Source organism: Pseudomonas sp. BAY1663 (assembly GCF_000582595.1).
Taxonomy (GTDB): Bacteria; Pseudomonadota; Gammaproteobacteria; order Pseudomonadales; family Pseudomonadaceae; genus Stutzerimonas; species Stutzerimonas stutzeri_AF.
On the sequence record NZ_AZSV01000007.1, the window covers coordinates 1 to 14,381 of the forward strand.

At 67.8% G+C, this 14,381-nt stretch carries 7 protein-coding genes and 5 pseudogenes; 9 read left to right on the forward strand and 3 right to left on the reverse strand.

Annotated features, from left to right (window positions below; translation table 11 throughout):
• The 9 genes and pseudogenes from BAY1663_RS03620 to BAY1663_RS24945 all read left to right on the forward strand — a co-directional run.
• Nucleotides 1-1,245, forward strand: a pseudogene (locus BAY1663_RS03620) (alpha/beta hydrolase family protein); the annotation flags it as partial.
• A gap of 107 nt (nucleotides 1,246-1,352) precedes the next feature.
• Nucleotides 1,353-2,516: an alcohol dehydrogenase-like regulatory protein ErcA gene (ercA, locus tag BAY1663_RS03625; RefSeq protein WP_037038029.1), complete on the forward strand. Its 1,164-nt coding sequence runs from the start codon at nucleotides 1,353-1,355 to the stop codon at nucleotides 2,514-2,516.
• Nucleotides 2,500-4,189: pseudogene (locus BAY1663_RS03630) on the forward strand (NahK/ErcS family hybrid sensor histidine kinase/response regulator). Before ercA ends, BAY1663_RS03630 begins: the two are co-directional and overlap by 17 nt.
• A gap of 52 nt (nucleotides 4,190-4,241) precedes the next feature.
• Nucleotides 4,242-4,589 carry a hypothetical protein gene (locus BAY1663_RS03635; RefSeq protein ID WP_037038031.1) on the forward strand — a complete coding sequence of 116 codons (348 nt, stop codon included), beginning with the start codon at nucleotides 4,242-4,244 and terminating at the stop codon, nucleotides 4,587-4,589.
• Nucleotides 4,590-4,675: 86 nt separating this feature from the next.
• A complete protein-coding gene (locus BAY1663_RS03640; protein WP_037038033.1) occupies nucleotides 4,676-5,926 on the forward strand; it encodes a TolC family protein in 1,251 nt (416 codons plus the stop codon).
• Nucleotides 5,923-7,418 (forward strand): annotated as a pseudogene (locus tag BAY1663_RS03645) (efflux RND transporter periplasmic adaptor subunit). Before BAY1663_RS03640 ends, BAY1663_RS03645 begins: the two are co-directional and overlap by 4 nt.
• Nucleotides 7,415-10,584 (forward strand): annotated as a pseudogene (locus BAY1663_RS03650) (efflux RND transporter permease subunit). The pseudogenes BAY1663_RS03645 and BAY1663_RS03650 overlap by 4 nt, the downstream one beginning before the upstream one ends.
• A 45-nt stretch (nucleotides 10,585-10,629) precedes the next feature.
• Complete coding sequence (locus BAY1663_RS24940; RefSeq protein ID WP_037038035.1) at nucleotides 10,630-10,821, forward strand: hypothetical protein; 192 nt, start codon at nucleotides 10,630-10,632, stop codon at nucleotides 10,819-10,821.
• 12 nt (nucleotides 10,822-10,833) lie between these two features.
• Nucleotides 10,834-10,965: a hypothetical protein gene (locus tag BAY1663_RS24945; RefSeq protein WP_256206522.1), complete on the forward strand. Its 132-nt coding sequence runs from the start codon at nucleotides 10,834-10,836 to the stop codon at nucleotides 10,963-10,965.
• 179 nt (nucleotides 10,966-11,144) lie between these two features.
• On the opposite strand, the pseudogene arcC reads toward BAY1663_RS24945, so the two are convergent.
• The 3 genes and pseudogenes from arcC to arcA form a co-directional block, all read right to left on the reverse strand.
• A pseudogene (gene arcC, locus BAY1663_RS03660) lies at nucleotides 11,145-12,073 on the reverse strand (carbamate kinase).
• 14 nt (nucleotides 12,074-12,087) lie between these two features.
• Nucleotides 12,088-13,098 carry an ornithine carbamoyltransferase gene (locus BAY1663_RS03665; RefSeq protein WP_037038037.1) on the reverse strand — a complete coding sequence of 337 codons (1,011 nt, stop codon included), beginning with the start codon at nucleotides 13,096-13,098 and terminating at the stop codon, nucleotides 12,088-12,090.
• Nucleotides 13,099-13,108: 10 nt separating this feature from the next.
• The gene (gene arcA / locus BAY1663_RS03670) at nucleotides 13,109-14,365 is read right to left on the reverse strand and encodes an arginine deiminase (RefSeq protein ID WP_037038039.1); all 1,257 of its coding nucleotides are present in this window, start codon (nucleotides 14,363-14,365) and stop codon (nucleotides 13,109-13,111) included.
• Nucleotides 14,366-14,381: the final 16 nt, after the last annotated feature.

Below are 14,381 nucleotides of genomic sequence, written 5' to 3' on the forward strand. Positions count from 1 at the left end.
GCCTGGCGGGCGAGGCGGGTGGCGAAGCCTGCAGCAGCCCCGTTTCGCCGCGGATGGCCGGCTGTACTGCCTGAGCGACCGTCACGGCGGCTGGCAGCCTGGTACGAGGCGCAGGGCCGGCTGGTCCCGCATGGGCTGGCCGGGGGCGGGGCGGCGCAGTTCGACTGCGCACCGGCACCCTGGCAACTGGGGACCACCAGCTATCTGCCACTGGATGGGGGCGGGCTGTTGCTGACCCACATGCTGGACGGCTTCGGATACCTCTTCGAACATGGGCCGGCCGGCAGCCCGCGGCAGCTGGCCGTGGATTATTCGCGCTGCCGCCAGTTGGCGGTGAATGATCGCTTCGTCTTCTGCATCGCCGGTTCGCCGGAACGGACCCCGGCGGTGCTGGCCATCGAGCGGGCCAGTGGGGCCGTGCGCATCCTCGCGGGTGGCGCGGCGCCGCTCGCGCCCGAGCAACTATCGCGTCCGCAGCCCCTGCGCTTCGCGACCGGCGAGGGGGGGACGGCACATGCCTTCTTCTACCCGCCGCGCAACGCCGAGTGCCACGGCCGGCCCGACGCGTTGCCGCCGCTGGTGGTGTTCGCCCATGGCGGGCCGACCTCGGCCTGCTACCCGGTATTCGATCCGCGCATCCAGTTCTGGACCCAGCGCGGTTTCGCCGTGGCCGACGTCAACTACCGCGGCAGTAGCGGCTTCGGCCGTGCCTATCGGCAGCGCCTGCGCGGGCAATGGGGCGTGGTGGATGTGCAGGACGTCTGCCAGGCCGCGCGGGCGCTCGCCGCCCAGGGGCTGATCGATCCGGCGCGGGTATTCGTCCGTGGCTCCAGCGCGGGAGGTTTCACCGCGCTTTGCGCGCTGGCGGCGAGCGAGCTGTTCCGCGGCGGCGCCAGCCTGTACGGGGTCAGCGACCCGCTGGCGCTACGGCGGGGCACGCACAAGTTCGAGGGCGACTACCTCGACTGGCTGATCGGCGATCCGCAGCAGGTGCCGCAGCGCTTTCGCGAGCGGGCGCCGTTGCACAACGCCGAGCGGATCGACACGCCGGTGATCTTCTTCCAGGGCGGCCAGGATGCGGTGGTGCTGCCCGAACAGACCGAAGCGATGGTGGCGGCGCTGCGCCGGCGTGGCGTCGCTGTGGAATACCAGTGCTATCCGCAGGAGCGCCACGGTTTTCGCGAGGCGTGCAACCTGGCCGATGCACTGGAGCGCGAGTGGCGTTTCTACCAGCGCTTGCTGTGACGCGGTGCCCGCCCATACGGCGGGCACCCTCCGTTCGGTGCATTGCTTTACCCGAGCAATGCAGTAGGCTTGTGCGGTTGTTACAAAAAATAAAAAAGGCCGCAGTGATGAGCCCGAATATCAGCCTCCAGCGTAAATTCGTTTCCCCGGAAATCATCTTCGGTGCCGGCTGTCGCCACAGCGTCGGCACCTGCGCCAGCAATTTCGGCGCGCGCAAGGTCCTGGTGGTTTCCGACCCCGGCGTGGTCGCCGCCGGCTGGGTGGCGGACGTGCAGGCCAGCCTCGAACGGCAGAACATCGAGCACTGCCTGTTCACCGAGGTGTCGCCCAACCCGCGCTGCGAAGAGGTGATGCTCGGCGCCGAGCGCTATCGCAGCGAAGGCTGCAACGTGATCGTCGCGGTCGGTGGCGGCAGCCCGATGGATTGCGCCAAGGGCATCGGCATCGTCGCCGCCCACGGCCGCCACATCATCGAATTCGAAGGGGTGGACACCCTGCGCGTGCCCAGCCCGCCGCTGATCCTGATTCCCACCACGGCCGGCACCTCGGCGGATGTCTCGCAGTTCGTGATCATCTCCAACCAGGACGAGCGGATGAAGTTCTCCATCGTCAGCAAGGCGGCCGTGCCGGACGTCTCGCTGATCGATCCGGAAACCACGCTGAGCATGGATACCTTCCTGTCCGCCTGTACCGGCATCGATGCGCTGGTGCATGCCATCGAGGCGTTCGTCTCCACCGGCCACGGGCCGCTGACCGACCCGCATGCGCTGGAGGCCATGCGGCTGATCAACGGCAATCTGGTGCAGATGATCGCCAATCCGGCGGATATCGCGCTGCGCGAGCAGATCATGCTCGGCAGCATGCAGGCCGGCCTGGCGTTTTCCAACGCGATTCTTGGCGCCGTGCACGCCATGTCCCACAGCCTCGGCGGCTATCTCGACCTGCCTCACGGGGTATGCAACGCGGTACTGGTCGAGCATGTGGTGGCGTTCAACTACGATGCCGCGCCGGAGCGCTACAAGATCGTCGCCGAAACCCTCGGCATCGACAGCCGCGGCCTGAACCACCGGCAGATTCGCGAGCGGCTGGTGCAGCACCTGATCGACCTCAAGCAGGCCATCGGCTTCAAGGAAACCCTCGGCCTGCATGGCGTCAACCTATCGGACATCCCATTCCTCTCGCAGCATGCGATGCAGGACCCCTGCATCCTGACCAATCCCCGCTCGTCGACGCAGAAGGATGTCGAGGTCGTCTATGCCGAAGCCCTCTGACGAGCAGCAGCAGGCGCTGACCCAGCTGCTCGGCTTCGGCAGCCACTCGGCGCGTAAGAGCCACTACCCGGAACTGCTGGCGCGCCTGGAAGAACTGGAGGCCGAGCGCAACCGCTACAAATGGCTGTTCGAGCATGCGGTGCACGGCATCTTCCAGGCCAGCCTGCAGGAAGGCATTCGCGCGGCCAACCCGGCGCTGGCGCGCATGCTCGGCTACGACAGCCCGGAAGAGGCGCTATGGGGGCTGACCGACCTGTCCCATCACCTGTTCATCGGCGGCGAGGAGGAGCTGCGGCGGATACGCCACACGCTGAGCACCCGGCTCGGCCTGTTCGGCTACGAGACACGCCTGCGGCGCAAGGACGGCAGTGCCATCGATGTGGTGATGAACCTGCTGCTCAAGCCCGACGAGGACGGTCTGGTGGAAGGCTTCGTCGCCGACATCACCGAGCGCAAGCTGGCCCAGCTGCGGCTGCTGCAGCTCAATGAGCAGCTCGAGCAACGGGTCGCCGAACGTACCTGCGAGCTGCGCGATGCCCGTGACGCCGCCGAAGCGGCCAATCTGAGCAAGGACAAGTATCTGGCGGCGGCCAGCCATGACCTGCTGCAGCCGCTCAATGCCGCGCGCCTGCTGATCTCGACCCTGCGCGAGCGGGCATTGCCGAGCGAAGAACTCAATCTGGTGGAGCGGGCCCACCAGGCGCTGGAGGGCGCCGAAGACCTGCTCACCGACCTGCTGGATATTTCCAAGCTGGACCAGAGCGCGATCAAGCCGGACGTCGACAGCTATCGCCTCGACGAGGTGTTGCTGCCGCTGGTCTCCGAGTTCCAGCCGGTCGCTGCGGCGGCCGGCCTGCAGCTGGCGCATTACATCCCGCAGTGCGCGATCCGCAGCGATTTCCGCCTGCTGACGCGCATCCTGCGCAATTTCCTCAGCAACGCCTGCCGCTACACCGACCGCGGCCGGGTGTTGCTCGGTGCGCGCCGGCGCGGTGACTCGCTGCGCATCGAGGTCTGGGACACCGGGCGCGGCATCGCCGCCGATCAGCTGCAATCGATCTTCCTCGAATTCAACCAGCTCAACGTCGAGCGCGCGGCCGAGCGGCGCGGGGTCGGGCTGGGCCTGGCGATCGTCGAGCGCATCGCAACATGCTCGATTACCGCATCCAGGTACGTTCGCAGCCCGGACGCGGCTCGATGTTCAGCATCGAGGTGCCGCTCGCCGAGGGGCTGCCCCGTGGCAGCGGCGAGGTGCTGGTGAGCCAGCCGCAGTTGGGCGACCCGTTGCCCGGCCGGCGCCTGCTGGTAGTCGACAACGAACTGAGCATCCTGCACAGCATGGCGGCGCTGCTTGGCCAGTGGGGCTGCGAGGTGCTGACGGCGACCGACGAGGCTGCCGCGCTGGAAGCGTTGCAGGGCGCGCCCCGGAGCTGATCCTGGCCGATTACCATCTCGACCGTGGCACGACCGGCTGGGAGGTGGCGCAGTCGTTGCGGGTGCGCTTCGGCCAGGCGATCCCGGTGGTCATGATCACCGCCGACCGCAGCGACCAGTGCCGCAAGCAATTGCAGGGCTTCGGCGTGCCGGTGCTGAACAAACCGGTCAAGGCCGGTAAGATGCGCTCGGCGCTGAGCCATCTGCTCGGCGAAAAAACCGCTGCGCAACAGGCCTGAACCCGATCTCGATCAAGTATTCGGCTACTCACCCACGATTAAACTGCCTGCCATGAAAACCCGCTTGCTGCTGTGCTTCCTGTTGCTGATCAGCCTCGTGCTTCCCGTCAAAGGGATGGCGGGCGCCGAGCTGGCCGCACAGCCGTGTTCCCTGCCGATGAGCGACCTGGATCAGGCCGCGCTGCACATGGACCACGCGGAGCATGGACAGCACGACACGCAAGGCCACGACGGCAACCCGTTGTGCAAGAGCGGCCACCAGTGCAAGGTCGGCTGCCTGTTGCTGGTCGATATCCCCCAGGCCGATGCCGGCGTGGCATCGCCGAGCCTGACCACCTTTCATTCCGAATTCATTCCCGCGCGCAACTGCGCCGATGTCTGGCGCCCACCGCGCGCCTGATTCCTCTTCCTGACCGAACCGTCCATCGCCTTGCGATGGATGTCGCGCGTGCCTGCCAGGCACGCAGGACCCGAGGAATCTGAACCATGAAATCCCGATTGTTGCGAACAATTCGCACACAGGCCGGCCTGTCCGTGTGCATGCTGCTGTTGCCGGCTGCCGCCAATGCGCTGAGTTTCGACGACGCCCTGCAAGCCGCCCAGCAGCAGGCACCTTCACTACAAGCCGAAGCGGCCAAGCTGCAGGCCGCTCGCAGCGACGCCGTGCCGGCCGGCGAACTGCCCGACCCGAAATTGCTGCTCGGCATGCAGAGCGTGCCGATCGAAGGCGCCAACCGCTGGAGCCTGGATCAGGACGGCATGACCATGGGCATGGTCGGGCTGATGCAGGAAATGCCCAACCGCGACAAGCGTCGCGCCCGTGTCGATGTGGCCCGGGCCAGCATCGAGCGCGCCGTGGCCGAGCGCGAGGTCGAGAGCTTGAACGTGCGCCAGGCGACGGCCCAGGCCTGGATCGCCACCCATGCCATCGAGCGCAAGCTGCGGGCATTCGACGCCCTCTACGCAGAGAACCGCCTGCTCGCCGAAGCGGTGCAGGCACGCATCGCCGGAGGCCGTGGGACGATCGCCGAGAGCGTGGTGCCGCGCCAGGAGGCGGCGCAACTCGCCGAGCGCGCCGACGAGCTGCGCCAGCAACGCCAGCAGGCGCGGGCGGCACTGGCGCGCTGGATCGGCGAGGCCGCCCGGCAACCGCTGGAGGGCGACATGCCGAACTGGCCGCTCGATACCCAGGCGCTGCAGCGGCAGTTGAACAACCATCCGCAGCTGCAGGCCTTCGCGCCGAGGACCGAACAGGCCCAGGCGCGCATCCGTGAGGCCACGGCCGACAAGCGGCCGGACTGGAGCTGGGAAGTCGACTACCTGCGCCGCGGACGCGAGTTCGGCGACATGGTCAACCTGACGTTCAGCTTCGACTTGCCGGTATTCCAAGGTTCGCGGCAGACCCCGCGTATCGCCGCCCGACATGCCGAGCTGAACCAGCTGGAGGCCGAACGCGAGGCCCTGGAGCGCCAGTTCGCCGCACAACTGAGCAGCGACCTGGCCGAGCTGGAACGCCTGCAGCGCGCCCTGACGCGCAATCGCGAGGTGTTCCTGCCGTTGGCGCAGGAGCGTGCCGACCTGACCCTGGCCGGCTATCGCGCCGGTACCGGCGAGCTGGACGCGGTGTTGAGCGCGCGGCGCGAGCTGATCGAGACCCGCCTCAAGCAGATCGACCTCGAAGGCCTGCAGGCCATTGCTGCCAGCCGCCTGTATTTCGCCTATGGAGACGCACGATGAACCCGACTTTCTTCAAAACCAGCGTACTGGTCGCCCTGACGGCCGCACTGGGGATGGGCGGCGGCTACTGGCTGGCGCAGCAATCGCAGGCCGCGCCCCAGGACTTGCCGGCTGCCGCCCAGGGCGAGCGGAGCGTACTGTACTGGTACGACCCGATGGTCCCGCAGCAGAAGTTCGACCAGCCGGGCAAATCACCCTTCATGGACATGGAATTGGTGCCGCGTTACGCCGACGAGGCAGGCTCGTCGGGCACGCCGGCGGTCAGCATCGATGCGGCCGTCACCCGCAACCTCGGCGTGCGCCTGGCCAGCGTCAGCCGTGGCCAATTGAGCCGCCGCATCGAGGCGGTCGGCGTACTCGATTTCAACGCGCGTGACGTGGCGTTGGTGCAGGCGCGGGCAGCCGGTTTCGTCGAGCGCGTCTATCAGTTGGCACCGGGAGACGTGCTGGAGGCGGGGGCGCCGCTGGTGGACCTGTTGATCCCGGAATGGGTGGCCGTGCAGGAAGAATTCCTCGCCGTGCGGCGCATCGGCGAGCCCGCGCTGCTGGATGCAGCGCGGCAGCGCCTGCGCCTGGCCGGAATGCCGGCGGAGACGATTCGCCAACTGGAGCGCTCGGCAGGGTGAATGCGCAGCAGACCGTGCGCGTGCCCATCGGCGGTGTGCTGCAGACGCTCGATGTGCGCCAGGGCATGAGCGTCGCGGCCGGCGCGCCGCTGGCGCGGCTCAACGGCCTGGACAGCGTCTGGCTCGAGGTGGCGGTGCCGGAGGCCCAGGCCGGGGCCATTCGCAGCGGCCAGGCGGTGACCGCCTACCTGCCGGCACTGGCCGGCGAGGCCGTGCCGGGCACGATCACGGCGGTACTGCCCGAAGCCAGCGCAGCCAGCCGCACCCTGCGTGTCAGGGTGGAGCTGCCCAATGGCGACGGTCGCCTGCGGCCGGGGCTCACGGCGCGGGTGGAGTTGACCGACCGCCAGGAAGGCCGCGTGCTGCTGGTACCCAGCGAGGCGGTCATCCGTACCGGCAAGCGCGCCCTGGTGATGCTTGCCGAAGCCGGCGGCCGTTATCGCCCGGTGGACGTGCGGATCGGCGCCGACAGCGGTAGCCAGACCGAAATCCTCGATGGCCTGGAAGAAGGCCAGCAGGTGGTCGCCTCGGGGCAGTTCCTCATCGACTCCGAAGCCAGCCTGCGTGGCATCACCGCGGCCCCGGCCGGCGAACCGATGCCCGCCGAGCCGGCCCACGAGCATGCGCTGGCGCCGGCGCTGCATGAGGCCGAAGGGCGCATCGTCGAACTCGCCGAGCAAAGCGTGAAGATCGCCCACGGGCCGTTCAGGACGCTGGGCATGCCCGGCATGACCATGCGCTTCGCGGTCGCCAACCCGCACCTGCTGCACGGCGCCAAGGTCGACGACCGGGTGCGCTTCGCCGTCCGCGAAACGGGGGCCGGGCTGCTGGTCGAGCAACTGCAGGTCGAGGAGCAGCAGCCATGATCGCCATGCTGATTCGCTGGTCGGTGACGAACCGGCTGCTGGTGCTACTGGCGACCCTGCTGCTGTCCGCCGTGGGCGTCTGGGCGCTGCGCAGCACGCCGATCGATGCGCTGCCGGACCTGTCCGACGTGCAGGTGATCATCCGCACGCCGTATCCGGGCCAGGCGCCGCAGATCGTCGAGAACCAGGTGACCTATCCGCTGACCACCACCATGCTCTCGGTGCCGGGGGCGAAGACCGTGCGCGGTTATTCGTTCTTCGGCGACAGCTACGTCTACGTGCTGTTCGAGGACGGCACCGACCTGTACTGGGCGCGCTCGCGGGTGCTGGAATACCTCAGCCAGGTGCAGGCCCGGCTGCCGGCCGGTGCCAAGCCGGCGCTCGGCCCGGATGCCACCGGCGTCGGCTGGATCTACCAGTACGCGCTGGTCGACCGTAGCGGCAGGCATGACCTGGCGCAACTGCGCAGCCTGCAGGACTGGTTCCTCAAGTACGAGTTGATCACGCTGCCCAACGTGGCGGAGGTCGCCACCATCGGCGGCATGGTCAAGCAGTACCAGGTCGTGCTCGATCCGCTGAAGATGGCCAGCCTCGGCGTGACCCAGGCCCAGGTGGTCGCGGCCATCGGCATGGCCAACCAGGAAACCGGTGGCGCCGTGCTCGAGCTGGCGGAAACCGAGTACATGGTGCGTGCCTCCGGCTACCTGCAGACGCTCAACGACTTCCGCCGCATCCCGCTGCAGCTCAGCGCGGGCGGCGTGCCGGTGACCCTGGGCGACGTCGCGCACCTCCAGCTCGGCCCGGAGATGCGCCGCGGCATCGCCGAACTCGACGGGGAGGGGGAGACCGTCGGCGGCGTGGTGATCCTGCGCAGCGGCAAGAACGCGCGGGAGACCCTTGCCGCCGTGCACGCCAAGCTGGAGGAGCTGAAGACCAGCCTGCCGGCAGGTGTCGAGATCGTCACCACCTACGATCGCAGCCAGCTGATCGACCGCGCCGTGGAGAACCTCAGCTTCAAGCTGCTGGAGGAGTTCGTCGTCGTCGCGCTGGTCTGCGGGTTGTTCCTCTGGCACCTGCGTTCCTCGCTGGTGGCCATCGTCTCGCTGCCGATCGGCGTGCTGATCGCCTTCGCGGTGATGCGCTACCAGGGCATCAACGCCAACATCATGTCGCTCGGCGGCATCGCCATCGCCATCGGCGCCATGGTCGATGCGGCGGTGGTGATGATCGAGAACGCCCACAAGAAGGCCGAGGCCTGGCGCCACGCCAACCCGGGCAGGGCGCTGGCGGGCGAGGAGCACTGGCGGGTGATGACGGATGCGGCGCAGGAGGTGGGGCCGGCACTGTTCTTCTGCCTGCTGATCATCACCCTGTCGTTCATCCCGGTGTTCACCCTCGAGGCGCAGGAGGGCCGCCTGTTCGGCCCGCTGGCCTTCACCAAGACCTATGCCATGGCTGCGGCGGCCGGGCTCTCGGTGACCCTGGTGCCGGTGCTGATGGGCTACTGGATTCGCGGCAAGCTGCCGGACGAGGCGCGCAACCCACTCAATCACGGCCTGATCCGCCTCTACCGGCCGGCCCTGGAGACGGTGCTGGCGCATCCGCAAGCCACCATCGCCGTGGCGCTGCTGCTGCTCGCCACCACGCTATGGCCGATCTCCCGGCTGGGTGGCGAATTCCTGCCGCCGATGGACGAGGGCGACCTGCTCTACATGCCATCGGCACTGCCGGGGCTTTCCGCGCAGAAGGCCGCGCAGCTGCTGCAGCAGACCGACCGCATGATCCGCACTGTGCCGGAAGTCGAAACGGTGTTCGGCAAGGCCGGGCGCGCCGACTCGGCTACCGATCCGGCGCCGCTGGAGATGTTCGAGACCACCATTCGCTTCAAGCCGCGCGATCAGTGGCGCGCGGGCATGACCCCGGAAAGGGTGGTCGAGGAACTGGACCGCGCGGTGCAGGTGCCGGGCCTGACCAATATCTGGATTCCGCCGATCCGCAACCGCATCGACATGCTCGCCACCGGGATCAAGAGCCCGATCGGGGTGAAGATCGCCGGGGCCAGCCTGGAGGAGATCGACCGCATCAGCCGGCAGGTGGAGGCCGTGGCCAAGGACGTACCGGGCGTCAGCTCGGCGCTGGCCGAACGGCTGGTGGGCGGGCGCTATATCGACATCGACATCGACCGCCAGGATGCCGCGCGCTACGGTTGAATATCGCCGATGTGCAGGCCATCGTCGCCGGCGCCATTGGGGGCCAGGCCATCGGCGAAACGGTGGAGGGGCTGGCGCGCTACCCGATCAGCGTGCGTTATCCGCGTGAATGGCGCGACTCGCCGCAGGCGCTGGAACAGTTGCCGATCCTGACGCCGCAGGGCGGGCAGATCACGCTGGGCAGCGTGGCGCGGGTCCGGGTCAGCGACGGGCCGCCGATGCTGCGCAGCGAGAATGCGCGACTGGCCGGCTGGGTGTATGTCGACGTGCGTGGGCGCGACATCGCCTCGGTGGTCGCCGATCTGCGCCAGGCGGTCAGCGCCAACGTCGAGTTGCTGCCGGGCATGAGCCTGAGCTATTCGGGCCAGTTCGAATTCCTCGAACGCGCCAATGCCCGGCTCAAGCTGGTGGTCCCGGCCACGCTGCTGATCATCTTCGTACTGCTCTATCTGACCTTCGGCCGCTTCGACGAGGCGCTGCTGATCATGCTGACGCTGCCGTTCGCGCTCACCGGCGGGGTGTGGTTCCTTTACCTGATGGGCTTCAACCTGTCGGTGGCCACCGGCGTCGGCTTCATCGCCCTGGCGGGGGTGGCCGCGGAGTTCGGCGTGATCATGCTGCTCTACCTGAAGAATGCCTGGGCCGAGCGCCAGCAGGCCGGGGGGCATGGTGAGGCGGCGCTGTGCGAGGCCATTCGCGAGGGCGCGGTGCAACGGGTACGGCCCAAGGCGATGACCGTGGCGGTGATCGTCGCCGGCCTGCTGCCCATCCTCTGGGGCGCCGGGACCGGCAGCGAGGTGATGAGCCGCATCGCCGCGCCGATGGTCGGCGGCATGCTCAGCGCACCGCTGCTGTCGTTGTTCGTGATTCCGGCGGCCTACCGGTTGATGCGACGCCGGGGCGGCGTTGTACATCCGGGCGAGGTCCGTCCCGATGCCGGACAACCCATGGCATAGGACGATGCTTTTCGTACCATAGGAGCCGGTGCGCGCCGGTGAGCGATGTACGACGGCTATAGTGTCGACAAAGCCACCGAGGGCACGAAGATGACGCGACTCTGCATCGCCATGATCATCCTGCTGTTCCCCCTGGCCACGGCGCTGGCCAGGGAGGAGGGCAGCGGCGCGCCCGGTACGCCGACGCCGCGCCCCTATACCGACCCGGGGCCGCCACGCCCGACCACCTTGCCGTAGGCCAAGCCACCCTTGCTGCCTGCGCTGCCGCCGGCGCGTGGCAACGAGCGCCAGCCGACGCTGCCCGGGCTCGAGCGGCAATCGCCGCAACCGCGTCCCGCGCCGACCCGACCACCGCTGGACAACGACCGCGTGCGACGCTGACGGTCATCAAGGTCTGCGCTAAGAGCTCTGGCTCCCTTGTAGGAGCAGGCCATGCCTGCGAACAGGACCCACACAGCGAGTGATACGGCTGCTTTTTTTTTTCGCGGGCATGCCCGCTCCTACGATGGTCTGCGCTATGCGCAGAACTGAAACGGCAACAGCCCCTGGCGAACGCCTGCTCAGCGGTAGCGGATACCCGCTCCGGCCAGGCTGACGCGGTTCCCGCGGCACCGTGGACGATCGCCTCGATATCCGCCAGCGCCCCGATCACCGCATCCTTGCCGGTATGCCGGACGAACTCGCAGGCCGCCTGGACCTTCGGCCCCATGGAACCCGCGGCGAAGGGTAGCCGTTCCAGTTCGTCGGGATGGGCGTGGGCGATGGCCTTCTGCGTCGGCGTGCCCCAATCCACATAGGCGCCGTCGACGTCGGTGGCGATCAGCAGCAGCTCGGCCTGCAGCTCCTCGGCCAGCAGCGCCGAGCAGAGGTCCTTGTCGATCACCGCCTCGATGCCGTGCAGCTTGTGCTGCGCGTCGTAGACCGTCGGAATGCCGCCTCCGCCGGCGCAGATCACCACGCAACCGCGCTCCAGCAACCACTGCACCGGACGGATCTCGAAGATACGCCGGGGCCGCGGGCTCGGCACCACGCGGCGGAAATGCTCGCCGTCGGCGGCCATGCTCCAGCCTTTTTCCGCGCCCAGGCGTTGGGCCTCCTCATGGCTGTAGACCGGGCCGATGGGTTTGCTCGGCGCGGCGAAGGCCGGGTCGTCGGCATCCACTTCGACCTGGGTCAGCAGGGTGGCGAAGGGCGTTTCGGCCGGCAGCAGGTTGCCCAGTTCCTGTTCGATCATGTAGCCGATCATGCCTTCGGTCTGCGCGCCGAGCACATCCAGCGGGTAGGCGCCGTCCGGGTCGTAGGCGGCGCCCTGCAGGGCCAGCAGGCCGACCTGCGGGCCGTTGCCGTGGGCGATCACCAGTTGGTTGCCGGCTGCTACCAGCGCGATCTGGCGGCAGGCGAGCTGCACGTTCTCGCGCTGCCTGTCGGCGGTCGACGGCTCGCCGCGACGCAGCAGGGCGTTGCCACCCAGGGCTATGACGATGCGCATGCTGTGTCTCCGCTTCAGATTCCGCCGAGGGTCGCCACCAGCACGGCCTTGATGGTGTGCATGCGGTTCTCGGCCTGGTCGAAGGCGATGCAGGCCGGCGATTCGAACACCTCGTCGGTGACCTCGATGCCGCCGGCCAGCTGTGGATGATGCCGAACGACCTCCTGGCCGATCCGGGTCTCGGCATTGTGGAAGGCCGGCAGGCAATGCATGAATTTCACCCGCGGGTTGCCGCTGGCCTTCATCAACCGGGCGTTGACTTGGTAGGGCAGCAACTGGCCGATGCGCTCGCCCCAGGCCTCGACCGGCTCGCCCATCGACACCCAGACGTCGGTATGGATGAAGTCGACGCCCCGCACCGCTTCGCGCGGATCGTCGGTGAGCGTCAGGCGGGCGCCGGACTGCTCGGCGAAGGCCTGGCAGGTGGCGATGTGCTCGGCGCTCGGCCAGAGTGTCTTGGGCGCGCCGATCCGCACGTCCATGCCCAGCTTGGCGCCGACCAGCAGCAGCGAATTGCCCATGTTGTTGCGGGCATCGCCGACGTAGGCGTAGCTGATCTCGTGCAGCGGCTTGTCGCTGTGCTCGCGCATGGTCAGTACGTCGGCGAGCATCTGGGTCGGGTGGTATTCGTCGGTCAGGCCATTGAACACCGGCACGCCGGAAAACTGCGCCAGTTCCTCGACGACGTGCTGGCTGTAGCCACGGTATTCGATGGCGTCGTACATGCGCCCGAGCACGCGGGCGGTGTCCTTCATGGTTTCCTTGTGGCCGATCTGCGAGGAGGCCGGGTCGATATAGGTGACGTTGGCGCCCTGGTCGTAGGCGGCCACCTCGAACGCGCAACGGGTGCGGGTGGAGGTCTTCTCGAAGATCAGCGCGATGTTCTTGCCCTTGAGGTGCTGATGCTCGGTGCCGCTGTATTTGGCGCGCTTGAGGTCCTGAGACAGGTCGAGCAGGTAGCGCAGCTCCCGTTCGCTGTGATGGGTCAGGCTGAGCAGGCTGCGGTTGTGCAGGTTGAAGGCCATCGCGGTTACCTCAGTAGTCGACGGGGTCACGGACGATCGGGCAGGTCATGCAGTGGCCGCCGCCACGTCCGCGGCCCAGTTCGCTGGCATCGATGGTGATGACCTCGACGCCGGCCTTGCGCAGCAGAGTGTTGGTGTAGGTGTTGCGGTCGTAGCCGATCACCACGCCGGGCTCCAGCGCCACCACGTTGTTGCCGTCGTCCCATTGTTCGCGCTCGGCCTCGTAGCTGTCGCCGCCGGTCTGCACCGTGCGCAGCTGCTGTATGCCGAGCGCCTCGGCGACCACCTCTAGAAAACCCTTTTCCTCGCGGCGCAGGTCGATGCCGCCGGGCTTGCTCTCGTCCGGGCGCAGGCTGAAGGAGGTGATGGCCTGTACCGCTTCGGGGTAGATGGTCACCAGGTCTCGGTCGCAGAAGCTGAATACCGTATCCAGGTGCATCGATGAACGACCGACCGGCAGGCCGGCGACGATCACCCGCTCGGCCGCGCCCTGCTGGAACAGCGATTGCGCCAGCTGGCCGATGGCCTGGCGCGAGGAGCGCTCGCCCATGCCGATCAGCACCACGCCGTTGCCGATCGGCATGACGTCGCCGCCTTCCAGGGTGGCGAGGCCATGGTCCAGGTCCGGGTCGCCGTACCAGACCTTGAAATCGGCGTTGGCGAAGGTGGGGTGGAACTTGTAGATCGCGGCGGCCAGGACCGTTTCCTGGCGGCGCGCGGTCCAGTGCATGGGGTTGAGCGTCACGCCACCGTAGATCCAGCAGGTGGTGTCGCGGGTGAACAGCGTGTTCGGCAGCGGCGGCAGGATGAAACTGGAGTGGCCGAGATAGTCGCGGAACATCCGCACGATCTCGCCGCTGTGGGTGCCGGGCAGGTCGTCGTCGGAGATGCCGCCGATGAGATGCTCGGCAAGCTGGCGTGGTTCGAGTTCCTGCAGCCAGGCGCGGACTTCGTCGTGCAGGCCCAGGCCGATGAGGTTGGGCGTCAGCTTGCGGTCGAGAAGCCAGCGTTTCGCTTCGGCATCGTGCAGGATGTCGGTGAGCAGGTTGTGCATTTCCAGCACTTCGACGCCACGTTCGCGCATCTTGGTGACGAAATCGAAGTGATCGCGCTTGGCCTGACTGACCCAAAGCACGTCGTCGAACAGCAACTCGTCGCAGTTGGACGGGGTGAGCCGTTGATGAGCCAGGCCTGGTGAGCAGACCAGTACCTTGCGCAGCTTACCGACCTCGGAGTGCACGCCGAGTTGCTGGGTTGGGGTAGCCATCGGAAATCTCCTTGCA

Coding starts and splice junctions, on each gene's coding strand:
- BAY1663_RS24940 (WP_037038035.1), top strand. CDS start 10,630: ATGTACGACGGCTATAGTGTCGACAAAGCCACCGAGGGCACGAAGATG.
- BAY1663_RS03665 (WP_037038037.1), bottom strand. CDS start 13,098: ATGGCCTTCAACCTGCACAACCGCAGCCTGCTCAGCCTGACCCATCAC.
- arcA (WP_037038039.1), bottom strand. CDS start 14,365: ATGGCTACCCCAACCCAGCAACTCGGCGTGCACTCCGAGGTCGGTAAG.
- BAY1663_RS03640 (WP_037038033.1), top strand. CDS start 4,676: ATGAAATCCCGATTGTTGCGAACAATTCGCACACAGGCCGGCCTGTCC.
- BAY1663_RS03635 (WP_037038031.1), top strand. CDS start 4,242: ATGAAAACCCGCTTGCTGCTGTGCTTCCTGTTGCTGATCAGCCTCGTG.
- ercA (WP_037038029.1), top strand. CDS start 1,353: ATGAGCCCGAATATCAGCCTCCAGCGTAAATTCGTTTCCCCGGAAATC.